This is a genomic window from Agrobacterium sp. SORGH_AS_0440, from assembly GCF_031453135.1.
GTDB lineage: Bacteria > Pseudomonadota > Alphaproteobacteria > Rhizobiales > Rhizobiaceae > Agrobacterium > Agrobacterium pusense.
In genome coordinates this window covers 504,958-530,645 of record NZ_JAVIYR010000002.1, presented here as the reverse complement: position 1 = coordinate 530,645, position 25,688 = coordinate 504,958, and the positions used below count along the sequence as shown (strand labels likewise).

Annotated in this window: 27 protein-coding genes; all 27 read right to left on the bottom strand. The window is 58.5% G+C overall.

Annotation, left to right across the window (positions count from 1 at the left end; all coding sequences use genetic code 11):
• Positions 1–14: 14 nt before the first annotated feature.
• The 27 genes from folD to fliN all read right to left on the bottom strand — a co-directional run bounded on the left by folD (position 15) and on the right by fliN (position 25,647).
• On the bottom strand, positions 15–914 hold the full coding sequence (gene folD, locus QE453_RS11890) for a bifunctional methylenetetrahydrofolate dehydrogenase/methenyltetrahydrofolate cyclohydrolase FolD (protein ID WP_309777118.1): 900 nt from the start codon (positions 912–914) through the stop codon (positions 15–17).
• A 77-nt stretch (positions 915–991) separates the two neighbouring features.
• Entirely contained in the window at positions 992–2,767 is a 1,776-nt protein-coding gene (locus QE453_RS11885) for a hypothetical protein (protein WP_309777116.1), read from the bottom strand.
• Positions 2,768–2,881: 114 nt separating this feature from the next.
• Positions 2,882–3,511 (bottom strand): WecB/TagA/CpsF family glycosyltransferase, encoded by a 630-nt coding sequence (locus QE453_RS11880; protein WP_309778137.1) that lies wholly within the window; start codon positions 3,509–3,511, stop codon positions 2,882–2,884.
• A gap of 252 nt (positions 3,512–3,763) precedes the next feature.
• Entirely contained in the window at positions 3,764–4,303 is a 540-nt protein-coding gene (locus QE453_RS11875; RefSeq protein ID WP_004440034.1) for a flagellar basal body-associated FliL family protein, read from the bottom strand.
• Positions 4,303–4,671: a hypothetical protein gene (locus QE453_RS11870; protein WP_006698182.1), complete on the bottom strand. Its 369-nt coding sequence runs from the start codon at positions 4,669–4,671 to the stop codon at positions 4,303–4,305. The genes QE453_RS11875 and QE453_RS11870 overlap by 1 nt, the downstream gene beginning before the upstream one ends.
• A gap of 29 nt (positions 4,672–4,700) precedes the next feature.
• On the bottom strand, positions 4,701–5,258 hold the full coding sequence (locus tag QE453_RS11865; RefSeq protein ID WP_006698183.1) for a rod-binding protein: 558 nt from the start codon (positions 5,256–5,258) through the stop codon (positions 4,701–4,703).
• Between the two features lie 114 nt (positions 5,259–5,372).
• Positions 5,373–5,792 (bottom strand): hypothetical protein, encoded by a 420-nt coding sequence (locus QE453_RS11860; protein ID WP_282455645.1) that lies wholly within the window; start codon positions 5,790–5,792, stop codon positions 5,373–5,375.
• Positions 5,793–5,806: 14 nt separating this feature from the next.
• Positions 5,807–6,562, bottom strand: a complete 756-nt coding sequence (fliR, locus tag QE453_RS11855) for a flagellar biosynthetic protein FliR (protein ID WP_004440028.1) — start codon at positions 6,560–6,562, stop codon at positions 5,807–5,809.
• The gene (gene flhA, locus QE453_RS11850) at positions 6,559–8,646 is read right to left on the bottom strand and encodes a flagellar biosynthesis protein FlhA (protein WP_004440025.1); all 2,088 of its coding nucleotides are present in this window, start codon (positions 8,644–8,646) and stop codon (positions 6,559–6,561) included. The genes fliR and flhA overlap by 4 nt, the downstream gene beginning before the upstream one ends.
• Positions 8,647–8,805: 159 nt before the next feature.
• Positions 8,806–9,072 carry a flagellar biosynthetic protein FliQ gene (locus QE453_RS11845; protein WP_003515115.1) on the bottom strand — a complete coding sequence of 89 codons (267 nt, stop codon included), beginning with the start codon at positions 9,070–9,072 and terminating at the stop codon, positions 8,806–8,808.
• Between the two features lie 49 nt (positions 9,073–9,121).
• Complete coding sequence (gene flgD / locus QE453_RS11840) at positions 9,122–9,592, bottom strand: flagellar hook assembly protein FlgD (protein WP_004440022.1); 471 nt, start codon at positions 9,590–9,592, stop codon at positions 9,122–9,124.
• Positions 9,583–10,032, bottom strand: a complete 450-nt coding sequence (flbT, locus tag QE453_RS11835) for a flagellar biosynthesis repressor FlbT (RefSeq protein ID WP_004432543.1) — start codon at positions 10,030–10,032, stop codon at positions 9,583–9,585. The genes flgD and flbT overlap by 10 nt, the downstream gene beginning before the upstream one ends.
• Entirely contained in the window at positions 10,029–10,373 is a 345-nt protein-coding gene (flaF, locus tag QE453_RS11830; protein ID WP_004440020.1) for a flagellar biosynthesis regulator FlaF, read from the bottom strand. Before flaF ends, flbT begins: the two co-directional genes overlap by 4 nt.
• A 34-nt stretch (positions 10,374–10,407) precedes the next feature.
• Positions 10,408–11,511 carry a flagellar hook-associated family protein gene (locus QE453_RS11825; protein WP_006698186.1) on the bottom strand — a complete coding sequence of 368 codons (1,104 nt, stop codon included), beginning with the start codon at positions 11,509–11,511 and terminating at the stop codon, positions 10,408–10,410.
• 3 nt (positions 11,512–11,514) lie between these two features.
• Positions 11,515–13,008: a flagellar hook-associated protein FlgK gene (flgK, locus tag QE453_RS11820; protein WP_072493976.1), complete on the bottom strand. Its 1,494-nt coding sequence runs from the start codon at positions 13,006–13,008 to the stop codon at positions 11,515–11,517.
• A gap of 22 nt (positions 13,009–13,030) precedes the next feature.
• Complete coding sequence (locus tag QE453_RS11815; RefSeq protein ID WP_004440014.1) at positions 13,031–14,311, bottom strand: flagellar hook protein FlgE; 1,281 nt, start codon at positions 14,309–14,311, stop codon at positions 13,031–13,033.
• Positions 14,312–14,416: 105 nt separating this feature from the next.
• Positions 14,417–15,088 (bottom strand): response regulator transcription factor, encoded by a 672-nt coding sequence (locus tag QE453_RS11810; RefSeq protein ID WP_006698188.1) that lies wholly within the window; start codon positions 15,086–15,088, stop codon positions 14,417–14,419.
• Between the two features lie 282 nt (positions 15,089–15,370).
• Positions 15,371–15,901, bottom strand: a complete 531-nt coding sequence (locus QE453_RS11805) for a lytic transglycosylase domain-containing protein (protein ID WP_374709461.1) — start codon at positions 15,899–15,901, stop codon at positions 15,371–15,373.
• Positions 15,885–17,243: a flagellar hook-length control protein FliK gene (locus QE453_RS11800; RefSeq protein ID WP_107340476.1), complete on the bottom strand. Its 1,359-nt coding sequence runs from the start codon at positions 17,241–17,243 to the stop codon at positions 15,885–15,887. Before QE453_RS11800 ends, QE453_RS11805 begins: the two co-directional genes overlap by 17 nt.
• Positions 17,240–18,511, bottom strand: coding sequence for a chemotaxis protein MotC (gene motC / locus QE453_RS11795; protein ID WP_022555625.1), 1,272 nt, complete (start codon positions 18,509–18,511; stop codon positions 17,240–17,242). Before motC ends, QE453_RS11800 begins: the two co-directional genes overlap by 4 nt.
• Entirely contained in the window at positions 18,508–19,812 is a 1,305-nt protein-coding gene (locus QE453_RS11790) for a MotB family protein (protein ID WP_045532742.1), read from the bottom strand. Before QE453_RS11790 ends, motC begins: the two co-directional genes overlap by 4 nt.
• Entirely contained in the window at positions 19,809–20,459 is a 651-nt protein-coding gene (locus QE453_RS11785) for a hypothetical protein (protein WP_309777113.1), read from the bottom strand. Before QE453_RS11785 ends, QE453_RS11790 begins: the two co-directional genes overlap by 4 nt.
• A 303-nt stretch (positions 20,460–20,762) precedes the next feature.
• Entirely contained in the window at positions 20,763–22,079 is a 1,317-nt protein-coding gene (locus QE453_RS11780) for a flagellin (protein ID WP_004440000.1), read from the bottom strand.
• Between the two features lie 305 nt (positions 22,080–22,384).
• Positions 22,385–22,822 (bottom strand): hypothetical protein, encoded by a 438-nt coding sequence (locus tag QE453_RS11775; RefSeq protein WP_004439999.1) that lies wholly within the window; start codon positions 22,820–22,822, stop codon positions 22,385–22,387.
• A 5-nt stretch (positions 22,823–22,827) separates the two neighbouring features.
• Positions 22,828–23,910 (bottom strand): flagellar biosynthesis protein FlhB, encoded by a 1,083-nt coding sequence (gene flhB / locus QE453_RS11770; protein WP_006698195.1) that lies wholly within the window; start codon positions 23,908–23,910, stop codon positions 22,828–22,830.
• A gap of 126 nt (positions 23,911–24,036) precedes the next feature.
• The gene (fliG, locus tag QE453_RS11765; RefSeq protein ID WP_004439994.1) at positions 24,037–25,080 is read right to left on the bottom strand and encodes a flagellar motor switch protein FliG; all 1,044 of its coding nucleotides are present in this window, start codon (positions 25,078–25,080) and stop codon (positions 24,037–24,039) included.
• Positions 25,081–25,107: 27 nt separating this feature from the next.
• The gene (gene fliN, locus QE453_RS11760; protein ID WP_022555619.1) at positions 25,108–25,647 is read right to left on the bottom strand and encodes a flagellar motor switch protein FliN; all 540 of its coding nucleotides are present in this window, start codon (positions 25,645–25,647) and stop codon (positions 25,108–25,110) included.
• Positions 25,648–25,688: the final 41 nt, after the last annotated feature.

Here is a 25,688-nt window from a genome sequence, read left to right as displayed (position 1 = left end):
CCGGTTTCAACCGCCTAGAACTTCGGTGCCGCCAGGCCTTCGGCGCGATGAGCGGCGATGACGGTGTTGGCCATCAGCATCGCGATCGTCATCGGGCCGACACCACCGGGAACAGGGGTGATGGCCGCGGCAACGGCGCTTGCTTCATCATAGGCGACGTCGCCCACCAGCTTCGTCTTGCCTTCACCCTTTTCGGGTGCGGGAATGCGGTTGATGCCGACGTCGATGACGGTCGCGCCGGATTTCACCCAGTCACCCTTCACCATCGCCGCGCGGCCAACCGCCGCCACCAGAATATCCGCCGTCTTGCAGATGCCGGCCAGATCCTTGGTGCGCGAATGCGCCATCGTCACAGTGGCGTTGGCATTGAGCAGGAGCTGGCCCATGGGCTTGCCGAACAGGTTGGAGCGGCCGATGACAACGGCGTTCAGGCCGGAAAGGTCGTCTCCGTGAATGCCGCGCACCAGAAGCATGGCGCCTGCGGGCGTGCAGGAAATGAGACCGGTGGCAAGATCGCCGGTCGCGAGCTTGCCGGCATTTAGCACGCTGAGGCCGTCGACATCCTTCTCGGGCAGGATCGACTGGATTATCTCGTCTGAATTGAAATGTTTCGGCAGCGGCAGCTGAACCAGAATGCCGTGGATGGAGGTGTCGGCGTTCAATTCGCCGACCAGCTTCAGGAGGTCAGCCTGTGTGGTCTCCTCCGGCAGCGTGTGCTGGATGGAATTGAACCCGCATTGCTTGGCCATCTTGCTCTTGGAGTTCACATAAGCGTGGCTGGCCGGATCATTACCGACGATGACGACCGCGAGACCGGGCTTGACGCCCTTTTTCGCCTCAAGCGCTTCTACCGATGCGCGGACCGCCTCCGTTACCGAGGCCGCCTTCGCCTTCCCGTCAATCACAACTGCCATGCGTCCTGCTCCTCATGGGTTACGTAGGCTCCGTATGGTGCCCCCGTCGCAGGAATGCAAGCTAAAATGCGGCGTTTTCAGGCGGTTTTGCGGTAGTCTTCTTGGTGGTCGGCATAATCGACGAGACGCTCCCTCAGGAGCGCCAATTCCCGTCGCAATTCCATCAGCTCCTCCGCTTCCGCCTGGGCATGATCGGCATGGCCGGCAAGCGCATCAGCCAGCAGCGGCGGCAGCGCGGACGGTGCCTGACCGGCGATCCCAACGGTGCGGTTGCCCATCAGAACCTGCCTTACACGCTCGTCGAGCGGCATGCGCTCATCGTCGTTAACCGCACCGCCGTAATAATCGGCGAAGCTCTCCTCGTCGTGGCCAGCATCCAAGCCGGCCGTTTCGGCATCAGGAGATTGCAGATCGTCAAACACAGCCGGTTCGATTGGCTCGAATTCCGAAAATTGCGCGGGTTCCTCCTCGGGGAGCCGGATTGCCGCTTCCGGTTCGAAGGCGGAGGCATCCTGCTCTTCCTCGTCATGGCGACGATACGTCAGAAGATAGAGACTGCCCAGCAATCCGATCAGGCCGCCGCCGCCCGCCATCATGGCGGCCTGGGCAAGATCACGCGACAGCTCTCCCGGACCTGCCTTTTTAGCGAGGCGGGTCTCAAGGGCAGGCGTCGCAGCAGAGGAGAGATCGCGGCGTTCGCTCGCCTCCAGATAGGTGTTTCTCGCCGTTTCGAGCTCCCCCTGCAGTCTGGAGAACTCTCCCGGAGCAACACCGAGACCATTCAGGCGATCAAGGTTCTTTTTCTGCTCGGCTTCAGCATCGGCGATCTCCTCAGCGAGGCGCTTCTCGTCCGCTCGCAGTGCGTCGAGCAGTTGGCGCAATGCTGGAGCAGCGAGTGCCTGTACGGCATCCACCGCGTTCCGCGCGGCGATGTGTCGGGGATGTTTCGGGCCGTAATCGACCGAGATGCTGGAAAGCGCCATACTGGCGGCGGCATGTTTCTGCCTGATGTCCTCGAGTGCAGAAAAGGCAATGCCGGAGGGAAGCGGTTTGGAGAACAGATCGTTGGGTTTCAGGGCCGAAGCCGCCGCCAGATCCGACTGCAGCGACTGCTGTTGTCGGGTCGCCGCGGCGATTCTGTCGTTCACGTCACGCAATTGCTGCTCGAGCTGCTGCACCTCGGTAATCACCGCATCGCCATGGCGCATCTGGAAACCGCTTAGCGCCGCCTCGGCCTCGTCCATCCTTGTCCGCGCCCGCTCCATCTCCCGCATAGCGGGCGTCATGGTGCCGGCCTTGCCGTCCGCCATGATACGCATCGAAAGATAGTCGGTAAGCCGCATGGCCGCTTCTGGCGTCGCAGCCCTTGAAGTCACGATCAGCGTCGTCTCGTCGGGCGACAGTTCAAGCCCTATCCCATCTCCGACCGCGCTGTTAAGCGCCTCACGCGGGGAGAGCGGACGCGCATCCGCGCCGGTCAGAAGATCGACAAGCAGGTGAAATTCACCCTGTTTGCGAACGCCGACCAGATCGGCAGGCTTCAGCTTGAGATCGCTGCTGATCCGGTCCAGCCCGCCAGGTGAAAGCAGGGTGCGCCGCGCCATCGCCAGAAAGCGGGTCGCATCTGGTGCATCATAAGCGGTCTGTGATACCTCGATCTGCGCCTGCGAAACATAGCCGCGAAAACCGGAATCAACGAGCAGCAGCGGCAGGGCTGCGCCGGTTACCGTGGCGGCCGCAACGCATCCGGCGGTCAAAAGCCGAAGACAATGCCTGCGCCACTGCGACGCGGGCGCGGCAATCTCATCCCCTTCCGGGCGGGTCGCCGTCATATCTGGACTGTGATCAACCATCTGAAGCCGTCTGCCACCTTCGCCGCCGCCCGCGGACGGACAGCTGTCAAAACCTTACGAGAGGTTAAAGGATCGTGGCAAACAAATGGTTAACGGACCTTCGCCGAACTCGCCTCAGCCCTTGCCAAGGGCGATATGCCAGGGTTCGGCGCAAAGGCTGTAAAGCCAGCTCATATGCAGCCTGCGGAAGATTTCAGGCATGCCTGCCACTTCGGACGATAATATCTTGAAAAGCGGCCCGACTGCGATGGCGACTCGCGCGTCCTCGCGGTTGACGGTGCGATGCAGCCACATCTCCTGATTTTCCTTCGTCATTCCCGCCAGCAGCATATCCACTTTCACGCCGGACGTCTCGCCGCTCAGCATGACGAAGTCGTGCCAGGGCGCATGGCTACGCAGCTTGGCAAGAACGACACCGAGCTGGGCTGCATCGTCACCCGCAACGCCGATCCGTTTCGGTACTGCCATATAGGTGAGAAGCGCCATGACAAAGGCAACGCCATCGATCACGACCGGCAGAGGCTCCCCATGTGCGCGCCGCGCGGCAGCGTTCAACGCCTTGCCCTGCGGGAAAAGCAGGCAGCTTTCGAGGACCTGCCGATAGCCGATGTCCTTGAGTGAAAGCTTTGCCTTTTCAAGGGTGAGAAATGAGAGCGACGTGTGGCCCTCAGAGGCGGAAGCCCTGTCGCTCACATGTTCCAGCGCTGCGTTCCAGTCGAGGTCGCAGAAGTGCAGCCCGTAAATGTCCCGCTGCTGTCCCGGTCGTGCAAAACCCGTCGTACGTTCATACCCAGCCCCCGATGCAAGCCCCGCCCGTCACGCGCAGGTTTCTGCGGGTTCGCGGTTCATGGACCGTTTATACATGTGCTGGTTGAATTTACGCTGAAAGCAATCAATAGAATTCCAAGGCCCACGCGAAGGAATGATTAACCACGTGGATCACGCGACCGTCCCTTGCCTCTGGCCATGCCGAAGGCACGAAGCGGGGCGGCGCTATCAGTGGCCTGGCGCGGCGGCCGCTTCCTTGCCGGCGTCGGCTTTTTCACCTTCGACGATCTTGATGGAACGGGGTGTTCCATTCCCGTTCTGCTCACGAATGTCGGCTTTGGACAGATAATCGAGTTGCTCGATCAGCACGTCCTCGACCACCTCGTCATCGAGCCTCTTGTTCAGCCCCTCGCGGATGCGCTGCTTGAAGGCGTCGGGATCGAAGGTAGAGATATTGGCGATGTTGACCATGGAAGAACCCGCCAGGAGCGTGAACAGCTCATCGGTCATCAACTGGGTTGCCGGCAACTCGATTTTCGCCATCTTGTCCTTGTCGACGCGCAGCGAAATGCGGCTTAGGAAATAACCGTTTACCCCGCCATCATTGATGACGGGAATGGTGATGCTTTCGCCCTTGACCAGTTGCAAGCTGGCCTTTTTTGCGCCCGCCTCATCCGGCGCTGGCGCCGTCGCCATCTGGACGGAGAAATACACCGCGCCGAGCGTGACGGCGCAAACCCAGACGCCGGTGAGAAGAAGCTTCAACATCAGGAGGCTGCGCCGTACATGAACTGTTCTTGGGAGTAGGTACCGTCCGTGTCGGCTTCCTGGATTGCGTTCTTCAGGAGGTCGGCGACCGCACGAACTGCATTCAGATGTGCCTCGACGCGGCTGGCATTGGTGGCGAGCTTGGACTTGATGCCCTTGACCTGCTCCATGTAACCGGCAGCGATTTCCTCGCGCGGGGTATCCCGGAACAGCATCGTCAGCTCATAAAGGCACCGGCTCTTATGGGCATTGGAGACCTTGAAGTCGAACCGCGGGTCCTTACCGATATTGTCGTTCTCATGGTCGATGATCATTTCAAGGCGGCCGAGAACGGATTGGATACGGTGGTCGTTCGACATAAGGTCCATGCTTGTCTCCTCGTTAGGGTTTTTCATTCTCAAGCCTCGTCCGTTTTCTCATTGGAAACGCCGAGGACCTGCCGCTCGAACTCCGCCACCATCCGAATTGCAGCATTATGGTCTTTTTCATTCATCGATACGTCGGTTATGCCTTTGCTTTCGGCCTTCCGAAGCGCATCCTTGTATGCCTGCTCTGCAATGCCGACACCGCCATTTCTGGAGATCGTGTCGGCAAACTGTTCGGCCATCATGCTCTTCCAGATTTCGCCGGCATTACCTTTGCCGTAAACTTCCTCGCTGTCTTTCGGCAGCATGTTGGCTACGAAGGTCTGGAGGACAGAGGCCTCATATTTGCGATATGTTTCAGGAATTTCGGTGCGCGCCGCGCGAATATTCGTATTGCCAAGGCCCGCCTTCGAGGAGGCGCCATCCAGCATATCCACCGCGGCGCCAAAGCCCTTGCCCGCATCTGCAAGGCTGGTTGCGGCAAAAGCCGCCTTATTGGCCTTGAGTTTCTCCTGGGCAACCTGGACTTCCTGGGGGTCCGCAGCACGCACCACATCCATCACCAGATCACTTATAACCGATATCGCCACGTCCCGATCTCCCGAGCTGACGAACGCGCGGCACGAACCGGCACGTTCACCCAATCAAGAAACATCGCTTTAGGCGTCCTCAAAAAAACGCCCGCGATGCAACAATGGAGCAGACTATGAATCGCCAACCTTGCTGGAGGCTGGTGTCCGGGAAGCATTCGTAATTTCTAACAAATCATAGATTGCATTGTCGTCGGCCTCACGATCCTCGAGATCACGGGCCAGGTGCATCCTGTCCTCCAGCCTGTCGGCCTTGGTTTTTTCTTTGAGCACCCTGTTTTCCTGCAATTGCTGCACGCCGGAGAGCTGACGGTCCTTGACGACCAGACGGCCGTAACGATCCGAATAATGCCTCGAGAATGTCTGATGCACCGGCTCCATCGAACTCATGGCTTCCAGCACGCTGTCCATCGATTGCGCCACTTCGCTTCGCGTGCGTGTGGTGTCGGCCAGTTCGACCTCGGCCATTTTTTCCATGTGGCGCTGGACCGTGACCAGACGCTTGAGTTTCTCCGACCGCTTGTCTAAGGCCACCGCGTTTCTCCCGATCAAAAGCCGATGAAGACCGGGCCGAAGCCATCCACGAACTGGCGGATGAGGGCCGCGACCGACAGATAGAGCATGAAGATGCCGCCAGCGAGAACAAAGGGCGTCGATATGAAGTAGACGGGGATTTGCGGTGCAAGCTTGTTGATGAGGCCGACCGCGACGTTGAACATCAGACCATAGATCACGAAGGGGCTAGCAAGCCGAAGCATGATCGAAAACGACGCCCTCAGCGTGTCGGTCAGTGTAATCAGCATCTTCTGGCCGCTGATGAGCGCGCCGACCGGCGTGGCGGTATAGGAATCCACAAGGGCCTTGAGGACGATGTGGTGAAAATCCAGCATGAACAGCACCAGCAGTCCGCCGAAGGTGATGAAGTTGGATATCTGGTTTTCCTGGGCGTCTTCGATGACATCGGCGCCGCCGGGCGCACTGAGGCCGACCGATGCGCCAATAAGGGCGCCGGTGAACTGAAAACCAAGCGTGTAAAAGCGCGCGATCAGCCCGTACATCGCACCGATCGCGATCTCCGTGGCGATGAGGCCGACGACAGTGCCCTGATTCGCGCCGGAAATTTTCGGATAGATCGTATCCCACAACACCGGCAACAGGGCCATGGACACAGCCACACACAGCAACATGCGAATCTGCGGTGAAATGCGCGAGCTGGAAAAGCCCGGCATGGTCATGAAACAGGCGCCGATACGGCAGATGGCAAGGAACAACGCGATAATGGTTCCCTGCGGGTCGGTTATCATGAAATGGCGCCCAGGATCTTGATCTCCAGCCCCTTGGCAAGTTCCACATGCGAGAGAACCGGCAGGGTCGCGAAGAGTCGCTCGATAATCATGCGCACATAGGACCGCGTTTCCGGTGAGGTTACAAGCACAAAGGGCAGGCCGCGATCCATGAATTCACGGATAACTTTCGACGCCTGTTCGGAAAACTCCTCGAGATGGCGGGGGTCGATATCGAATTCGACGATTTCGCCCTTCTGGTCGCGCTTCAGCGCCTGATGGAAGACCATGTCCCACTTGTTACCGAGACGCAGGACGCGGAGTACGCCATTGTCGGCCAGATCACCGCAGAGCTGCTGCGACATGCGCACCCGCACATGTTCGACGATCTGTTCCGTCTTGCGCACATGCGGCGCAAGTTCGGCGACGGCTTCGAGAATGAGATGCAGGTTGCGGATCGACACACGTTCGGCAAGCAGCAGTTTCAGCACGGCCTGCAGGCCGGAATAGGACATGTGCGACGAACAAATCTCGTCGGCGAGCTTCTTGTATTCGGGATCCAGCCTGTCGATGAGAATCTTGACGTCCTTGTAGGACAGAAGCTGCGGCAGATTGTTGCGAATGACTTCGCTCAGATGCGTCAGCACCACGGAGACGTTATCGATCGGATGAAAGCCTTCGCGCTTGAGATCCTCGGTGAAGGTTTCGAGGATCGATACGGCCGGCATGCCGAAAGCGGGTTCGCGGATTTCGTCGCCCGGAATGCTCGGCTTGCGCCCTGCCCCTGTCACGACGAGAACATCTCCGACGCGCAGATTGCTCGATGCGATGGTCGTGCCGTGAACGCGGATCTGATAGGCCTTCTCCGGGATCATGATGTCGTCGGAAACCTTGATCTCCGGCACGACGAAACCGTATTGCGTTGCGAATTTCTTGCGCATCTTGCCGACGCGGAAAGCCAGTTCCTGATGCGCGCCGAGAAGGCGGGTCGAAACCTGTTTGCCGAGCGCCAGTTCGATCTCGGCGGTTTTCAGAACCTGCTTGACCGAGTCTTTTTCCGCCTCTGTCGTCTGGAGAATCTTGCTCTCCTCCTCCTGGCGACGAAGCGCGCTTTCGGCTTCAGCCTGGCGCGGAATATACCAGCTGCCGAACGCCATGATGCCACCGAGGAACATGAAAGGCAGGAAGGGCAGGCCCGGAATAATGGCAAGCAGGCCCATCAACATGGCAGAAACCATCAATGCGCGCGGATAACCGCTGAGCTGATTGACGACCGCCTGATCCGTGGACCCCGCCGTGCCGCCACGCGACACGAGCAGGCCGGCTGCCAGCGATACGATGAGGGCCGGAATCTGCGAGACGATACCGTCACCGACGGAAAGCTTGACGAAAACATCGGCCGCTTCGCCGATCGGCATGCCGTGCCGGAAATAACCGATGATGATGCCGCCGAAAATGTTGATGGCGGTGATGATGAGGCCCGCAATCGCATCGCCGCGGACGAATTTCGAGGCGCCGTCCATCGAGCCGAAGAAAGAGCTTTCCTCTTCCAGCTCGCGGCGGCGGCGCTGCGCCTCCTTCTCATCGATGATGCCGGCGGACAAGTCCGCATCGATCGACATCTGCTTGCCGGGAATGGCGTCGAGGGTAAAGCGTGCGCCGACTTCAGCGATACGCGTCGCACCCTTGGTGATGACGATGAAGTTGACGGTGATCAGGATCAGGAAGACGATCAGACCGATAACGAAATCACCTGACATGACGAGACTGGAAAAGCCGGCGATTACACCGCCGGCCGCCGTCGGCCCCTCATTGCCGTGGGAGAGGATGACACGCGTCGTCGCAATGTTCAGCGACAGGCGGATCATGGTCGCGATCAGCAGCACCGTCGGGAATGACGAGAAATCCAGCGGCCGTTGGATCCAGAGCGCCACCATTAGGATGAGGACCGAAAGCGCGATGGAAAACGCCAGGCCGATATCCACCAGAACGACCGGAATGGGCAGGAACAGAACGCAGAGGATCGCCACGATGCCCAGTGCGAAACCGATGTCACGCGTGCTCGGACTGACCTTGGGCAAGGAAATGACTGGTGGTTGCGCCATAAATTTCGTCCTGTCTCTTCATGAGAAGGGCGACGGAAAAGCCGCCGCACGGTTCCGCGGCATCGTTTCGCGAAATCGCTCACGCAATTCGGCCCGATGCTTCAACCTATCCCTAGCCGCCGAAGCTTGCGCGAGGATGGCATCCTGGCCGGATCGATATCAGAAGCCCGATTGCACGCGTGAAAAGACGAGATTGGAAAAAAGCGCTATCTGCGCGCCCACAAAGGGGGCGGCAACGCCGAGGACAATCATGATCGTGACGATCTTGGGAACAAATGTCAGCGTCATTTCCTGAACCTGCGTCAGGGCCTGAATGAAGGCGATGGCGACACCGACGATCATCGCAGCGAGGACCGCAGGACCGGCCGCGACGAGAACCGTCCACACTGCCGCCTGCATGATATCAAGCGCATCGGCCTCGTTCATCGTCGCATCCCTCGTTCCAGAAAGGCGGCATTATACCGCCTTATCAATATCAGGAACCAGCTGGCGTATCCGAATCGGTTCCGCTATCAGATTTATCCGTGATCGGACCGTTGGAGAAGGTCACACCGGCCTGCAGCAGCACCTTGTCACCAGCTTCGGTGATGGCAACGACGCCGTCTGAATAGACCTCGACTTCCTTTACCACGCCCGTGACGGTATCGTCGGCGCTCTTTACCGTCTTGCCGACCAGATCCGACGCACGGGTCAGTGCTTCGGCCTGCAGCATGCTCTTCAGATGGGTGTTCGTCTTGATGGTCTGCTCGACCTGCGAAAAGCTTGCAAGCTGCGACATCTGCTGACCAGCATCCATCGGGCTGGTCGGATCCTGGTTCTTCATCTGGGCGATGAGGAGCTTCAGGAAGCTGTCATAGTTCAGCGAGGCCGCGTTCTTGTCGTTGCTGCTCGCCCCGGCATTCGCCCAGGGGTTTGCCGCCGCCGCATTGACTGCATCTACCGCCATGGTGCGATCTCCTTGCGAATCTGTTCGATCGTTGCAGGGGTCATTTCCTGATTGTTGAGGATTTTCTCCTCGATCGGGTAAAGGCCGCGGATGGCCTTCAGCGCTTCGAAAGCCTTGCCGGAGGCAACCAGCCCGTCGATGCGCTTGAGCTCCGCAAGGACCTCGTCATGCTGGAAGCAATTCAAGAGCATGCTCACGGACTTGCGGAACATGTTGGTGGACTGTTCCCGCCCCTCCGGATTGATGAGAATCATCTGCGCGATGAAATAAAGCTGTCTCAGCGGGGTGGTAGCCTGGTCGGGCTGCAATACGTGGTTCTCGAGCAGGAACGTGACATCGTTCAGGAATTCCAGCGCCACCTTGCGATCCACACGCAGAACTGCGCCGTTGATGAAAATCTTTTCGCCCGACTTCAGCGAAATTCGAAGTGTACTTTTCATTTCAGTCCATCCCTGATGATGGTTGTCACGTCAATTATGCCCTGGAAATTCGTCGACTGACGTTTCCGGATCAGTTCGCACTCTTTCAGTATCCAGATCGCGATCGAAATCAGATTGGCCCTCAGTTCCATGGCCAGTTGATTATCCGGCTGCTTGAGATCCTCAATGAAGCGGATCCAGACCCGTCGAGTGTAAAAAAGCGCTTCGATCGTGTGCCGCTGAGAAGAGGAGTCCTTCGCCTCCGCAAGCAGTTCGATCGATTTGGTCAACGCCTGTCGCTCGCGGTCTTTCGCGTTGGCGACACCATCCTCCATGATTTCGGCGTAGGAAAACTGGTACATTCATGTATCCTTTATCTGCCGCCACCCCTGTTCATCAGAGGTAGTTCACCAGACTCATTTTTTGCAGACGCGACGTGAGGCTGTATGCGATCTCAATCTGCTGCTGCAGCAGATCGAGACGGGTCTTCGCCTCGTAGGTATCGATCCCCTCGATATCCAACAGATGTGTTTCGATGATCTTCTTCTGGGCAGCCAGAGAGTCATTCGACTTTTTGACGCGCTCCTGCGAAAGGCCAAGACTGCTTGCCTGCTGGTTCAGCCCACTGATCGCCTTGCCGATAGTCGTCACCGACTGGGTGGCGACCGCCTCGCGGACCGTGCTCGAAACATTGTCCTTGAGGAAGGTCATCGCCGTGATTGCCGTCATCGCGAAGTAACGCATGCCCTGCGAATTACTGTTGGTCGACGTTTCGACCACCTCGTTCTGGCTGATCCGGCTCGTCATGTTGGTATCGCTGGCGTTGGAACCGAACCTCGTCCAGAAATCGACATTCTGTCCCACAGCGAGACTGCTGTGCGGCGGGTTGGTTACAGTCGTCGTACCGTTGAATACGCCTTCCATATGCGTCATGAAGGCGTTGACCTGATCTTTGGACAGGTCCGAGATACTCCCCACGGCCGGCGTCTGTGTCGCCATGAAATGGTTCAGTTCGGCGTCATAGGCGGCTTTCAACGGCGAACCGTCGGCGAAATAGTCCTGGACCGGCTTCACATCCGTATTCGTACCGGAAAACAGATACTCACCATCTACGGCCGTATTGGCAAAGCTGGTGAAATTGTTGAAGGCGATCGTGATTTTCTGGTTGACGGTGGCAAGCGTGGGCTGCTCGCTGCTCGTATTGGGCACCAGAACATTGAGGATTTCCTGGGCGGCCTTTGCCATACCGTCCAATGCGGTCTGCGACGATTCAAGACGCTGTGTGGCGAAGGAGTTGACCGTAACGAGCGAGGAAATCCGCTCCACGTCCCTGTTGAGATCGAGGCTGCGGGCCGTGTTGGCACCCAGCGTCACACCAAGATCCGCGTGCTTGCCCGTTGTCAACTCGGTATTGAGATTCGTCATCTCAAGCTGAGCCTTGAGGATGGTGCTGCGCATGCTGTTCTGCATCGCCAGCGATGAAATGAATGACGTTTTCATCCTTTACCTCACCATGTCCATCAAGGACTTGAGCATTTCATCAACGGTCGTCACCAGTTTCGTGGCCGCCTTGTAAGACTGCTCGATATCCATGAGCAGCGACAGCTCCTCGTCCAGGCTAACCGCCGTATTGTTCGAATAGGATGTCGCAGAGCGCTCATAAAGCGCGCTTTTCGCTTCGTTTGCCGAAGTCGCACCGGACCGTTCCTGTTCGAGCCAACCCATCGAGTTGGTGCCGTATTTCAGGATGCTGGTATTCGTATCGATACGTGTCGACGCGGCGAAATTCATGGGCGCGTCGAATGCGGTCACATAGCTGTCGATCAGAGCGGAAAACCCGGTTCCGCCCGTAGCTGCGGGATTGACTATATAAGCGGTACCGTTGATGCCGCCGTCGCGCAACAATTCCGGATTGCCACCTTGCGAAATAATTAACGCGGAGTTGACGGTAATGGTCGCAGCGAGCCCCGGGACGACGACGCCGGCGGGAGGAATCTCGCTCGTTGCGGTTGCCGTCGACCAGGTGAAAAGGCCGGGCTTCGCCGTCAGAGGCGGCGCAGGCGGCGCCGGCTGGGTAATCGGCTTTTCCGCAAACATCGTGATCAGGCCGCGCGCGATTTCGTCGAGCTGGCTCTGCATGGTCGGCGCAAGTTCATCGCGAACCTGCATCAAACCCTGAAGCGATCCTTCCGCCGTCGTGTTGCTGCCGCTGCCGGCCTTGAGCGCCACACCGTCCACATAAATCGCGTTGCCGGTGGTCGTCGCGTCGTAGCCCGGCTGCGCCTTGAAGGTTACCGGACGCGGTACGATCTCGAACAGCGTGGCGCCGTCGGTCGTGTAAAGCGCGACGTCATTATTCGGGCGGTTGACGACATTGATGCCGATGATGGACGAGATGTCCTTCAGCAAGGTCTCGCGCTGATCGAGTGCGTCACTCGGATCGCCGCCGATCGCTGTCTGCGCCTTGACCTCGTTATTGGCTTCCTCGAATTTCGCGAGCAGGCCGTTCAGCTTGTCGACCTGAAGGGAGATTTCTTTGTCGGCACGCAGACGCATCGCCTGCAATTCGGCAGACGCCTTGTTCAATGAGCTGGCGACATCCGCGGCGGAAGTCACGGCCGTTGCGGCAAGAGCAGCATTGCTCGGCTTGGCGGCATAGCCGCTAAGGCTCTTGAGCAGTTCCTTCATGTAGGTGGACGGCGCGCTCTCGTAGTCGTTGCCGCCGAAAATGCTCTTCATCTCCTCGAGACCGGTCAGAACAGTGTTCTGCCCGGTGGCCAGCGAGGCGCTGGAAATCGTCTGCCTGAGAAGACTTTCATTCTGGGCACGGCCATTGGAGACGATACTCGCTCCGGCCATGGTCGTGCCGAGAATGGCGGTTCGCTTGACGTAGTTCGCATTGCCGACATTGGCAATGTTTTTCGAGGTAACGTCCGTCTGCTTACCTGTATTATTGAAAATCGACTGCGCAGTATTCATTGCTGACGTGAGCGACATTCATCTGTCCCCGTAGGAATTACTATCTCTTCAGATTGATCAGGACGTCCATCAAATCCGATCCAGTCTGGAAGACCTTCGAATTCGCGGTATAGATGCGCTGGGATTCAATCATGTCGGTGAGTTCGCTGGCGATATCGACGTTCGAGCCTTCCAGCGCGCCCTTCTGGACGTAACCAAAGCTGCCCGATTGCGGGAAGCCGATGGTAACGACACCGGACTCGTTGCTCGGAAGATAAACGTTGCCGTTCTGCGGGCTCAGGTTGTCGACGCTCGGCACGGTGGCCAGCGCCAGCTGGTAAATGTTGCGGCGGCCGCCATCCTGGTAAACTGCCGTCACTACGCCATCCTTGCCGATTTCGACATCCTTGATCTGGCTCGGACCGTTACCGTTCAGGATCGCCGTGCCGGGCGTGAACTTCGACGAAAACTGGGTCATGTCGGACAGGTCGATGTTGATCGCCTGCGCCACGCCGCTGTTGTTGTCGTCGATGGTGATGGATTTGGGAGACGTAGTCGTCAGCTTGTTGGTCGCAGGATCGAAGGTCAGCGTGACGCTTTCCTGCACAAGGGATGCCGGCGCAGTCGCCGTATAGGGGAAGCCACCATTGGTCGACTGATCCTGACGGTAGACCGCCACTTCCCAGGTGTTGTCACCAGTCTTGGTGTAATAGAAGTCGTAGAGCACCTTCGCGCCGCCGCTATCGAATGCGGTCAGCGAAGTCTTGTTGCCGAACTTCGCCGTTGCGGAGTTGGTGCTGGGGAGCGACGCCGCCGCTACGGCCGTATCGTCGCGATTGAGGTTGGCCGGGAAGCTTCCCTGCGTGGAGGGCGATGCCGTCAGGCCGAAATTGTTGACGTTAATGGCTTCAAGACCTGTGAAGCCGTTAACGACGGCAGCCGGCGGGTTGGAACCGTAGGGGTAACCCATCAGCTGGAAGCCAGCGGCGTTTTCCAGATAGCCTTCCGAGTTTTTCACGAAAGAGCCGGCACGGGTGAGATAAGGCGTGCCTGCACCATCCTGGACAACGAAGAAACCGTTGCCCTGAATGGCAAGGTCAGTACCCGAGGTGGTGTAGGAGAGGTTGCCCTGCTCCGAAATGCTGTAGCGAACGTTGGACTGCACACCGCCGGAAGCGTAGCTGCCCGACGAGGAGGGCAGAACGAGCGACGAGAACGACGTCGATGCACGCTTGTAACCGGTGGTGCTTGCGTTGGCGATGTTGTCGCCAACGGTGCCCAGCTTGTTCGCCTGTGCATTCATGCCGGACACGCCGGTTCGCATAGTGCCGAAAATACTCATTCAAAAACCCTCGTGGTCATCTTTCAAGGTGAAGGTAAAGCGTTTGGCTTGCGTGAAGCTGTCTGAAATACCGCGTTTGAAAAAGACCACGCGGGTCAATGAAAATCATTGCCAATCAATGCTGTAGCCGAGGAACCGCTTGGAATCGACCGGGTCGTAGCCAAGTTTCTTGCGCAGCTTCTTGCGCAGCTTGCTGATGTGGCTTTCGACGACGTTTTCTTCGACGTCATCATCGAAGATGCCGTAGATGGCATTGAAAATCTGCGCCTTGGAAACGCGGCGTCCGCGATTGGCGATCAAATATTCAAGAATGCGGCGCTCGCGGCGCGGCAGGGGAAATACCTCGCCGCCCACTTCCGGGTCGCGTCCATCGGAGAAGACCCGGATCGGACCGGCGTCGGTGAAATTCGAAATGACCTGCAGCCGGCGGCGAATAGCCGCCGCACGTGCGAGGATTTCCCGAGGGTGAACGGGCTTGCGCACGACATCATCGACGCCGCTGTCGAACAGCGCGAGTGTCGCTTCCAGCGAGGGCTGGTCGCTCACCGCGATGACAGGCGCCGTCGTGCGATCCCTGATCGCCTTTGGCAAGGAGAAGCTCCGGTCGCCCTGGCCGATCAGGAAGGCTTCCACAGCCGCAAGATCGCTTTCCGCCGCCGTCGAGACCCATTCCCCGAATTCGACCGGATCGAACCCGGTCGAGGGAATGCCCTCACGCCCAAATAGAGATGTATAGCCGTCTTTAACGAGCTCGCGCTCATCAACCACTACGATCATTCGTCCGCCTCCGAATCAGTGTGGTGTTTTCCAATGAGGCATTGGTACGAATCGGGGGATTCAGCGACAACTGTAGGAAATCATCGATAGTTATTAATAATTGATTAACCATTTTGTGCCGATTTGATCTATATATAGTGGGTATTAACCATATATGGCACAAAATTTTTGTGTAAAAATTTCCGAAATCGCTAAAAAACGCTTGAAACGCCTTTTTTCGGGCTTTGTCTCGCCACATTTCCGATAACGAGTCCCAACCCCTGATAAAGCAATTTCAGGTTGTTATCCTTCGCAGAAATTTTTAGCGTTGGGCGTCCATTTCCCGTAGCCCGTCGCCACCAGATTGGCGATGACCCGGCAGACATATTTCTTCTGGGCCGGGTCATTATTGGGCCCTGCGTGATAGCGGGCAACCGCCATCGTCCAGGTCTCGTGCCTGTTGTGGAGGTTACGCAGGAACATGGCGGCATATTCGACATTGCGACGCGGATCGAACATTTCGCGCGCAGATGTGAAATTTTCGCCGTGGAAATAATGATTTATCTGCATGCATCCGAGGTCGATGAGCTTGGCGCCATTGCGTTTGGCAGCCTCAAAAGTCATCAAGGCCTCTTCGGTAGAGGCCGCAAATACCGGTTTTCCTTCGATATTCATGGCGTTGGGGTCGAGCCGCCCCTTGCGGCCAGTCTCCGTCAGGCCCACTGAATAGAGAATTCCCTCCGGCACGCCGTACTTGCGTGCCGCAGACTGGATCTCTCTTTCACACACGCCTGACGTTGCCGAGGCCGATGCGTTTTCAGAGATAGACGCCATTGTCAGCAGAAGTGCGGGCAGAGCCAAGAGCGCCGTCCATGCCTTCATTATGCACCCCCAAATTATCGCCATTGCCTTGCCGGCCGCCTCGTGCACCGGACTCGTCACGGTTGCGGCCCGCAGCCGCCTGCTGGCCCTGTTGCTGCGCCTGCTGATTTTGCTGATTGTTGGCTTGTGTGCCCGTTTGGTCACTCTTATCGGAAGAAGCGATGCTGATCGTGATGTTATCGACCGTCAGACCCTGCGCCTTGAGGCCATCAAGGATGCTCTTGCTGTCTTCCTGGAGCTTTTTATAGGCCGCGACGCTCTCCACAGTCATGTGCACGGCGAGTTCGTCACCGGCAAGACGCAGTGACATCGTCACCGATCCAAGCTCGATCGGCGTCATATGCAGCTTCAGCGTATGCACGACCTTGCCGGTGCTGGTCTGGGCGGCTGCGTTGGACAGCGCTGAACCGGGCTGCATGGCGCTGACCCATTCCGGATCATTGGCGATCAGGCCGGTCAGAGCCGAGGCATTGGAGGAGGGCGCCAGACCGATGAAGCGCCGGGAATCGAGAACCGTTACGGTATCGGCCGCCTTGCCGCTGCTTTCCCGCGTGTCGAACTCCACGCGTCCTTCGCGCTGAACCGTGCTCATATCGAGAGCGCGGGCTGCACCCGAACGCGGAGACGCGAAGCGGAATGACGAGGCATCGCCTTCGTTTTCCGAAGCCGAACCCGCCGCATCATTGGTAGCTGCAACCCCAGTCGGCATGTCCTTGGCCGGATGTTCAGCCTTGCTGCGGACAGGTTCAGCCCTGTCGGACTTGACCGTGTCGGTCTTGCCGGCAATTGCCTGCGCAATTTCTTCCAGCGGCGTCTTGGCCGTGGCCATTGCCCCGGCGCTGGCCGTAACCAGCTGCAGTTCGGCGAGCTTCGGATCGAGAGTATCCGTTATCGCCTCGGCATCCTTATCCGCCTCATCTTTGAGCTTCTTGCCAGGCTTGCCGTCCCCCAATTGTGCCCGCGAGGATTTGACCGCGTTCTGGAACTCAGCAGCTGTGTCGTGAACTCGACCGTCCCCGGCATGCTCGTTGACGATGACATTCAGGAAGGCTGCAGGCCGTTTGACCGGGACATCCATCTTTTCCCCCTCGCCGTCGGCCTGTCCGTGCTGTTGCCCTGCTGAACCAGAATCGTCTGACCGCGAATGCGGCGCCTGCGGCGGTCGCTCGTCACGAACCGTGGAAAGGGCATCGCCAAAGCTGCCGCCTCTCGCCTCGTCACGTGCGGCAGCACTGCCTGCGCGCGGATCGGACGGTGGCGCATTCGTTAGCGCATTGATGGTTGCGTCGATCATGGTGCCCCCTCGCCTTTCTTCAACAGGCTGTCGATTTCATCGAGCTTGCTGCGGCCGCTTGTCACGAGCTGCCGGACATTCTCACCGCCATCGTCGGCCTTGTGGGTTTCAACCCGCCATATGCTTTTTTCCCCGCCAGCCACCGCATCATTTTTGGCTGCGTTCTGTCTGGCGCCCTGCGCCGCCGCGTCGACATCAGCACCTGATAGCGAGGGAGGACGAACCACCTGTTCGGCGATCGCCCTTGCGGCATCTCTGAGGGCCCTGTCCCGGTCCGAAAGCTGCGTTTCGGGAATTTGTCCGATCGTCTCGATCGCGCTCACCACATCGGGTGTTCCAATGTTGGAAAGGCTTTCGTAGAGATTGGCCTGCGCTTCCGGTTGATCCGGCGCGGCGGACGACAGCGTCTTCGCTTTAAGCGCCGCCATGCGGGCCAGCGAATCCTTGCCGCTGATCGCCGCAAGACGCGAAAGACGCAGATAGGCTTCCTTCTGCCTTTCCGCATCCATCATCGCGAAGGTCTCCACTATCGCGTCTTCGCCGAGGGAATCAGAGCGTTTGACCACCAGCGAGACCAGAAGATCCGCGAACTGGCTTGCATAGGGCGAATGCAGGAACCGCCGCGCGTAACGCTGTGCGTATTCGACGCCGCGTTTTGCATCGCCGTCTTCAACCGCAATGGCGAGCGAGCGGCGCAATGCCGCCTCCTCAACGATTGTCCCGGGCGCTTCAAGCCGGGCAATGTCGTAAAAGCCGAGCGCGGCCAGAGGATCGCGCGGGATCGTCACATTGCCACCGATCAGCGCCAGATAGGCGCCTATCCGGGTGCCGCGATATTCAGGCACCATTGCCGCGATGCTCTGCGCCACCAGCGTCCCCTTGCCTGACAGATACTTGCGCAGGATATCGGCGACGCGGCTGTCGAAATTGCCGTCCACATCGCGCGCGACCAGCAATTCAAGCGTGGCGGGATTGCCGCCGCTCATCGCATAGATCAGCGCCGCATCGACATTGCGTGGGTCCTTGAAGATCGCCGAGGGCGCGCTTTTCAGCCGCTCATCTATGGTCTGGAGCAGGAACCGCTGCATTTCCGTTGCCGAATGGTCTCCCTTGGCAACCGAATCCTGCACGAATTGCAGGGAGCGCAGCATGGCATAGGGCATGAGATTGTCTTGCGACTGCGAAAACGCCTTGAATGGTCCGGCACCGAGACCACAAAGCGTCGCCGCAAGAAGAAGCCAGCGTTTCGAGGTTTTCGTCACACTCACCCCCGATCAGCCTCAAGCAGGATTTCGATACGGCGGTTGGCATCCGCCAGGGGATCTGCCGGGACCTGTAATCTGCGGTCCGCAAACCCAGAAACCTGCTTTACCCGCTCTTCCGACAGGCCGCCGCGCACCAGCATGTAATAGGCGCTGTGCGCGCGGTCCATGGAGAGGCGCCAATTGTCGTTGGCCTCGCCCTTGAACTGCCGCCCATCCGTATGGCCGCGGATTACCACGCTGCCACCGCGCTCCTGAAGCAGTTTGCCGATCTTTTCCATGGCGAGAACCATTTCGCGCCGGGGAACGGCCGATCCGATATTGAACATCGGTGTTTCCGTCTGGTCGGAAATGGTCAGCAGCAATCCGCCTTCCGCAGGCGTCACGACCAGCCCTTCCGAGAGCCTGCCGGTTATGCCGGATATCTGTTTCTCGATTTCTTCGCGCAGCGTATCGGCCTTTTCCCATTCAGCATCGCTCGCCTTTTGCTGAACATCCTTCGCCTCTTGCTGCTGCTCGGGCCTGGGCCGTACAAGCGCTGCCTGCTCGGCGGCATCCGGCCGTTGCTGCGGTACAACCGCGGCGACGTCCATGGGCCTGCCATCTTGCGCCTTGTCTTCCGGCGCCTGAGACGATTTAACCGCAACGGCCTGAGCGCTTTCGGCAGCATTCTCCTGCTTGTTTTCGGCGGCCTGCTGCTCAACCGGTTTTTGTTGCTGATCGGCGCGGGTGATTTTCACCTGCTGCGTCCAGAAATCAGGATCGAAGGGATCGCGATAGGCCTCGCCGCCGCTTGCGCCGGTTGCAGGACCGGAATCGGCAGCACCGCCCTCGCCCTTGGCGCTGACATTGGCCTGCTGCCCGACCTGCTGGGCGATTTCCGCCAGCACGGAATAGGGATTTTCGAAAAAGTCCGCTTCGGAGAAATTCGACTGTTCACCTGTCTGGGACGTCAGGTCTTCGCCCGTCGCCGCGGCGGATCCCTTGGTCACTTTCTCTGCCTGAATGTTGGACTGGTCCTTTTTCTGGACGCCCTCTTCCTTGTCCACGGGCTTTTCCAGCCCCTTGGACGAGGGTTTCTCATCGGACAGTTTTATCGGATTGAAATAGCTCGCGACCGAGGCCTTGGTTTCCTCATTGGCGGCATTGACCAGCCACATGACGAGGAAGAACGCCATCATCGCCGTCATGAAGTCGGCATAGGCGATCTTCCACGCACCACCATGCGCACCATCGTGGCCACCTTTATGGCGCTTGACGATGATGATCTCGTTTTTGCCGTGGTGATGGTTTTCGCCTTCACTCATTTCATCACCTTGCGAAGACTGGAGGCCCAGGCGGACATGCGCGTCACGAAGACGCTCTCACCCAGCTCGACTGAAAGATCGATATCGGCGGTCTCGGTAAACTTCATCGTCTCTTCTTCAAAGCCGGGCTGGGTCTTCAACTGCTCGAACAAATCCTTCGGACCTTTCAAGACAAGCGTGACGGCGTCACCATCCGGCATGGAAGCGCGCACCACATCCGCCAGCGCCGAGACTGCTTTAAGCGACAGTTCTTCCGTCAAAACCGGAGCAAGGATTGCGGCGGTCTGTTCGCTGAGGGTGGCGGCAATCGCATCAATGCCCTCTCGCAGCCCGCGCGACAGAAAGACCGCGATTTCCTCGAGATAGGCGGATCGCAGCGCCTCCAGCTCAGCCGAATGGGCGGCCAGCAGCTCGTCGCGTTCCGCCTGCATCTTTTCGGTGATTTCGCGTGTCGCATCCTCATGGCCACGGGCGTAAGCGGCCTGCCTTTCACTCTCCACGTCGACGGATTCGAATTCATCGAAACCGGATGCAGCGTCGGCAAATGGCGAAACGCCATCGGTATCCGCCAGGGGATCGCCGAAGGCCAGTCCTGCCGGCTGAGCGTCACCGAAGTCCTTCAGATATCTTGCGATGGAGGTGGTCATGCACGCCCCCGGCAAAACAGGGGACGAGACATGTTTCGCTGCCTGCGATCTGGAACGTTCCGTCGCATTTCCGGGCGGAAAACCGAGGTCCGCTTTTCCTGGAAATGCTCTAAGCCGTTTGGCGGCACCACCGTCATCCTTGCTACCCTGCCCGTCTCTTCCATGATTGCCGGAGGACCGCGCCATGCGATCCGCCCCCATATTGCCCCGACGTTAGGTGTTCAAACTTGTGCGAGGATGAAGGCGGAACTGTTCAGCACGTCTGCGCCACGTTTCCGCGCATGCCCGTGCGAGGAAGCTCCATTACTTGAAGAGCTGAAGAATATTTTCCGCATTGGCGTTGGCGATGGAGAGTGACTGGATACCGAGCTGCTGCTGTGTCTGGAGCGCCTTCAGCTTGGTCGATTCCTCGTTCATGTCAGCATCGACAAGACGACCGATGCCCTTGTCGATCACGTCCATCAGGCTCGACACGAAGTTCTCCTGCATGTCGATACGGCTCTGCAGCGAGCCCAAGCTGGACGCCGCGCTGGTCATCGCTTCGAGCTGGCCGTCGACAAAGGACATCATCGCATCCAGCACGTCGGCTTCGGTATATTGCTCTCCCGTCATGGTTCCCATTTTCTGGGCGAGATCGGTGAGCTTGTTGATGTCGAGCGTGGAGACGGAGATTCCGAGTTTACGAGTGTCGGGGTCAATTGCCGCAGTGACATCGTAATACCAGTTGGTGCTCGGCGATGTCGTGGTCGCGACGGGGGTCGTGCTGTCGGTCGCCGGAGCGCCTGCCGCTGCCGGATCGGTGGAGGTGAGCTTTACCCACACACCATCACCGATCTTCAAATAACCCTCCGTATTGGCGGCATTGGTATAGATGCCGGTCGCCTTCACGGAAAAACCTGCCAGTGCCGCCACTTCGCTATCCTTCAGCGTCGGAACGACATAATCCTTGTCGGTGACGGTGGGAGCGGCGGGTGCCGCGGGCGTATCGGTCGTGCGCATCGTCACGATCGTCTCGTTCTTGCGCAGGAATCGCGCTTCGGTGTCGAGAATGCCGAACTTGCCGCCGCTCAGATCGAAAAGCACCGTGCTCGAATCGAGTGAATAATCGACCGTCGTCACCCCGACTGCGCCTGCGGCGGTGCGGGTAAATGAAGCGACGATCTTCTTGATGACCGGCTCTTCCGCGGGCGGCGTCTTGCCGTCGCCGATCTTCGCCTGGAGCCAGTTTTCGCCGGAGAAAGACGCCGATTCGGAGATGCTCTTCAGCTGATCCTGAAGCTGCTTGATTTCTTCCTGGATCTTCGTGCGGTTGCTGCCCACGCCATAGGCGGCAACCAGCTTCGCCTTCAGCGATTTGACCGTCTCAATAGCACTTTCCACGGCTTCGAAGGCGGTGTCGACCTTGGCGGCGCCGAGACCAAGTGCGTCCTGAACGGCCGAAAGCGCCGCATTGTCCGAGCGCATGGTCGTGGAGATAGACCAATAGGCCGCGTTATCCGCTGCCGTCTCGACGCGGTAACCGGAGGAGACGCGCGCCTGCGTGGTCTCGAGGTTCTTGTCGATCATGCGCAAGGTTTGCAGCGCGGCCATTGCCGCCGCATTGGTCATAATGCTGGTCATGGGTTCCACCCAATTCAAAATGTAAGAAATAATCCGGCGCTGCGCCGGAAACGAGCAGAGGCATCATGCGCATCGGCGGTGGTTGAAATGATCCACCGCGACCTGCCGTTCGTTAACAAATCGTTAATTCGATAGGTACCAAACAACAACGCTGATTTGCAAGGCGTTCCTCGCTTTCCCATAACGGTTTTGCGCGCGGTGGCAGGCTTCGGGCAAGGTCGGGTGAAAAAGCGATCAGGCAAAACCGTCGCGACCGCCGTTTCGGCAGTCGCAACCGGTCATCGGCTGGATATTCGGCGGATGGTTCAGGCCGCTTCGCCCTGGTGGGTCGAAACGAATCGGGCGGCCATCAGGCTATGGCGGAGGAACTCGGTGTTTTCGTCGGGATTTTCCGAAGGGTTCTGAAACGACACATGATTGATTTCGACCGCCGCATGTTCATTGGCCAAGATCAATTGTGCATAGACCGTGGCGCCGATCGGTTTGATTTCGAGATCGAGAACGATCTCCGGCGCGCCTTCCCATTCGAGTTTATATTCGCCGCCGGCGCCGAAATTGATCGTACCGGGATGATAATAAAGCTCCGCAGCCGATGACACGAGATCGGCAATGCTGCCGTAGCACTCGAATCTGAGCAGCGAAATCAGGTCGGCCGGGTCTAGCAATCGTAGTTCTGTAGCGATCGGGTTGATCGCCTCTGCGACGATCATTTCCCGCTGTTCAGAATAGGCGGATTTTTTCATTGGTCTTATTGAACCCGTATTTTCGATGACTTCATGGCGTAAACCCGATGAACAAGCTCAGCCACAGCCTTATAAAAGGCTGGTGGAATCACACTATCGATCGAGACTTGCGCAAACATGGAGCGCGCAAGCGGTGGGTCCTCAAAAACGGGGATATTATTTTCTTCCGCAATCTCGCGGATTTTCAATGCGATAAGGTCCTGGCCCTTGGCAACGACAACAGGCGCGTCGCTTTCTTCACGCACGTAACGCAGCGCCACCGCAAAGTGTGTCGGGTTGGCGATGACGAGGGTCGCGCGAGGCACGTTGTTGATCATACGGCGGCGGGCACGGTCGCGGGCAATCGATCGCTGACGGGATTTGACAACCGGGTCGCCCTGCGACTGCTTGTATTCTTCCTTCACCTCATGCTTCGTCATTTTCAGCTGGGTGAACCAGTGATGGCGCGTCCATAAAACGTCCACGGCGGCGAGCAATGCGGTCGAAAGCAGGATTACGATCATCATCTTTTTGACGATCTCGACGACCCGGACAAAAATAACCTGCGGATCGGAAAACATCAGATCGATGAGGCTGTAGAACTCGCCGCGCAGAGCGAAGAACATGATGGTCGAGACGATCATGATCTTGAAAACGGACTTTCCGAATTCCACGAAACCCTGCTTGCTATAGATGCGCGTGAAACCCTTGGCGGGCGATACGCGGGACCATTGCGGGCGTACCCGTTCCAGCACCGGCGACGGCAGGTTCTGGAAAAACGAAGAGGCGAGGCCGAAGACGATGAACATGATCATGGCCGGCATGAGCAGATAGGCCATGGACGTGCCGAGGAAGTACAAAAGCGACAGGGCGTCTGGCCTGGTGCTCAGGTCCCATTGTTCGGGCTGGCCGAACAGGTCCTTCAGCGTCTCGCCGATGCGGCCGGCACCGTCGGGCAGAAAGAAAACGAGATAACAGTAAAAGGCCAGTGACGACGCGAAGATCGGCACTTCACGGGAAAAGGGCAGATTGCCCTTTTCCGCCGCATCACGGAGTTTTTTCTCCGTTGGGGCTTCTGTTTTACTGTCCTTGTCCTGATCGTCTGCCAAGGCACGTTCCCGGGATAAAAAAAGGCCCGCCGATCCCGGCAGGCCGTCGTCCCGAAACTAGCGCCGGGGGCTGGCCACCGCAATGGCCGCCTGCAGCAGATGGGCCGGTTATCAACCGGCTTCCACTCAGGCCGCAGCCGATTGTTCTTCCGCGGCAGCGTCCTTCAGCTGGATCTGGCCGGAATTGGCCAGCCGGATCGCCTCCTGCGCAACGGCACGGCGGGCAATCGCCACTTCGCGGGTGTTGATCGAGGCCTGCGGCACCGCAAGGTCCGATTCGATCATGCGGCGCTGGCGCGGACTGATGCTGGAAAGCACACATTCCTTGATTTCCATCGTGGCGCCGCGCAGCGCCATCGTCAGAACATCGGCCGACACATCGTTCAGCAGCATGACACGGCTGCGCTGCGGCATGAACATGAGGTCGTCGAAGAGGAAGATCTTCGGCTTGACCTTGTTTGCGGCTTCCTTGCTGAGCGTCTCGAGCGAGCTGAGCAACGTATCGACCTGCGGCTTGTCCAGTTCGTTCATCAGGTCGGCAACCTTCGTGGAACCGCCGGCATTGCGCTCGGCTTCGATTTCGTTGATGAGGTTGACCACACGCTTCTCGATGATCTGGGCGGCCGTCGGGCTCACCTCCTTCATGTTCACCGTGCGGTTCATGATATCGGCGCGCTGCTCTTCCGGAATGGTCAAAAGAACCTTGGCACCGAAGGACGAGGGCAGCATGGAGAGAATATAGGCAATGGTCTGCGGATGTTCGCGCAGCAGGAACTTGCCGACGAATTCCGGCTCTGCTTCCTGCAGGCGGTCCCAGATCGATGCTTCATAGGCCTGGAACGCTGCGCGGCGGCCGAGAAGGCTGTCCACTTCTTCAGGGGTCAGACCTTCTTCGAGAATGCTCTCGATTGCCTTGGCATTGTCCATCAGACCCGTTCCTTCGGTGAACAGGTCCTCGAACTCGGCCACGATCTGCGCAAGTTCATCGGGAGGAATGACGCGAAGGGTCTGGGCCGAGGAAATGATCATCTGCAATTCGTGCTGCGTGAAAAACTTCAGCAGCTTGCCGGCGACGCCCTTGCCCATGGCAAGAAGCACCGCGGCCGCCTTGTCGGCCTGAGACAACGGCTTGCCCGCAATTGGGTTACCGAAATCTTCAAAGTCCATCATGGTCTTTCCTCTCCGTCCCCACAGGGATCAGGCTTTCTTCGTACTCAGTACTTCAATCAATTTTACGCCGAAGCGCGTATCGTCGTCTTCCAGAACCGTTATTTCACCGCGCGCAATACGGCGGCCATTCACCATGATCTCGACCGGCTCGCCGATCTTGCGGTCGAGTGCGATCGTCGCGCCCTCCTCCAGGCTCATCAGCCCCGAGACGAGCATTCGGCTGGTGCCGAGAACGATCTGGACATCGATCGGGATATCCATGATCAGGTCGATGTTTTCGGACAGGCCGCTGCCCAGCGGTGCCTTTACGCCCGCAACCTGCGGGGCGGCGGCAAAATCGTCCATCGCAAAATCGGCCGCTCCGCCACCGAAGGCGGAAAGGTCGGTATCCGTAGAAACCTCGTCCGTACTTCCGAAATCGCCGAAGTCGCCAAAATCGGAGAGCGAGCCTTCCGCATCCGTCTTGAGGACGCCACGCAGATCGCCGATAGCCTGGTCGAGGTCGCCGCCGTCTTCAAACGACGGCAACGCCGCATCATCGGTCACAGGTGTTTTCTTCGTAGCCATGCGCTGATTATTCCCTTTGAAACTTGCGTCAGCCTGCCCAA

Coding starts and splice junctions, on each gene's coding strand:
- flgD (WP_004440022.1), bottom strand. CDS start 9,592: ATGGCGGTAGATGCAGTCAATGCGGCGGCGGCAAACCCCTGGGCGAAT.
- QE453_RS11775 (WP_004439999.1), bottom strand. CDS start 22,822: ATGAAAAAATCCGCCTATTCTGAACAGCGGGAAATGATCGTCGCAGAG.
- QE453_RS11815 (WP_004440014.1), bottom strand. CDS start 14,311: ATGAGTATTTTCGGCACTATGCGAACCGGCGTGTCCGGCATGAATGCA.
- flhA (WP_004440025.1), bottom strand. CDS start 8,646: ATGGCGCAACCACCAGTCATTTCCTTGCCCAAGGTCAGTCCGAGCACG.
- flbT (WP_004432543.1), bottom strand. CDS start 10,032: ATGAAAAGTACACTTCGAATTTCGCTGAAGTCGGGCGAAAAGATTTTC.
- QE453_RS11845 (WP_003515115.1), bottom strand. CDS start 9,072: ATGAACGAGGCCGATGCGCTTGATATCATGCAGGCGGCAGTGTGGACG.
- QE453_RS11790 (WP_045532742.1), bottom strand. CDS start 19,812: ATGAGTGAAGGCGAAAACCATCACCACGGCAAAAACGAGATCATCATC.
- QE453_RS11825 (WP_006698186.1), bottom strand. CDS start 11,511: ATGAAAACGTCATTCATTTCATCGCTGGCGATGCAGAACAGCATGCGC.
- QE453_RS11875 (WP_004440034.1), bottom strand. CDS start 4,303: ATGTTGAAGCTTCTTCTCACCGGCGTCTGGGTTTGCGCCGTCACGCTC.
- QE453_RS11805 (WP_374709461.1), bottom strand. CDS start 15,901: ATGGCGTCTATCTCTGAAAACGCATCGGCCTCGGCAACGTCAGGCGTG.
- fliG (WP_004439994.1), bottom strand. CDS start 25,080: ATGATGGACTTTGAAGATTTCGGTAACCCAATTGCGGGCAAGCCGTTG.
- folD (WP_309777118.1), bottom strand. CDS start 914: ATGGCAGTTGTGATTGACGGGAAGGCGAAGGCGGCCTCGGTAACGGAG.
- fliN (WP_022555619.1), bottom strand. CDS start 25,647: ATGGCTACGAAGAAAACACCTGTGACCGATGATGCGGCGTTGCCGTCG.
- QE453_RS11810 (WP_006698188.1), bottom strand. CDS start 15,088: ATGATCGTAGTGGTTGATGAGCGCGAGCTCGTTAAAGACGGCTATACA.
- flaF (WP_004440020.1), bottom strand. CDS start 10,373: ATGTACCAGTTTTCCTACGCCGAAATCATGGAGGATGGTGTCGCCAAC.
- QE453_RS11785 (WP_309777113.1), bottom strand. CDS start 20,459: ATGACCACCTCCATCGCAAGATATCTGAAGGACTTCGGTGACGCTCAG.
- QE453_RS11870 (WP_006698182.1), bottom strand. CDS start 4,671: ATGGACCTTATGTCGAACGACCACCGTATCCAATCCGTTCTCGGCCGC.
- QE453_RS11885 (WP_309777116.1), bottom strand. CDS start 2,767: ATGGTTGATCACAGTCCAGATATGACGGCGACCCGCCCGGAAGGGGAT.
- fliR (WP_004440028.1), bottom strand. CDS start 6,562: ATGATAACCGACCCGCAGGGAACCATTATCGCGTTGTTCCTTGCCATC.
- QE453_RS11800 (WP_107340476.1), bottom strand. CDS start 17,243: ATGATCGACGCAACCATCAATGCGCTAACGAATGCGCCACCGTCCGAT.
- flgK (WP_072493976.1), bottom strand. CDS start 13,008: ATGTCGCTCACGTCAGCAATGAATACTGCGCAGTCGATTTTCAATAAT.
- QE453_RS11780 (WP_004440000.1), bottom strand. CDS start 22,079: ATGACCAGCATTATGACCAATGCGGCGGCAATGGCCGCGCTGCAAACC.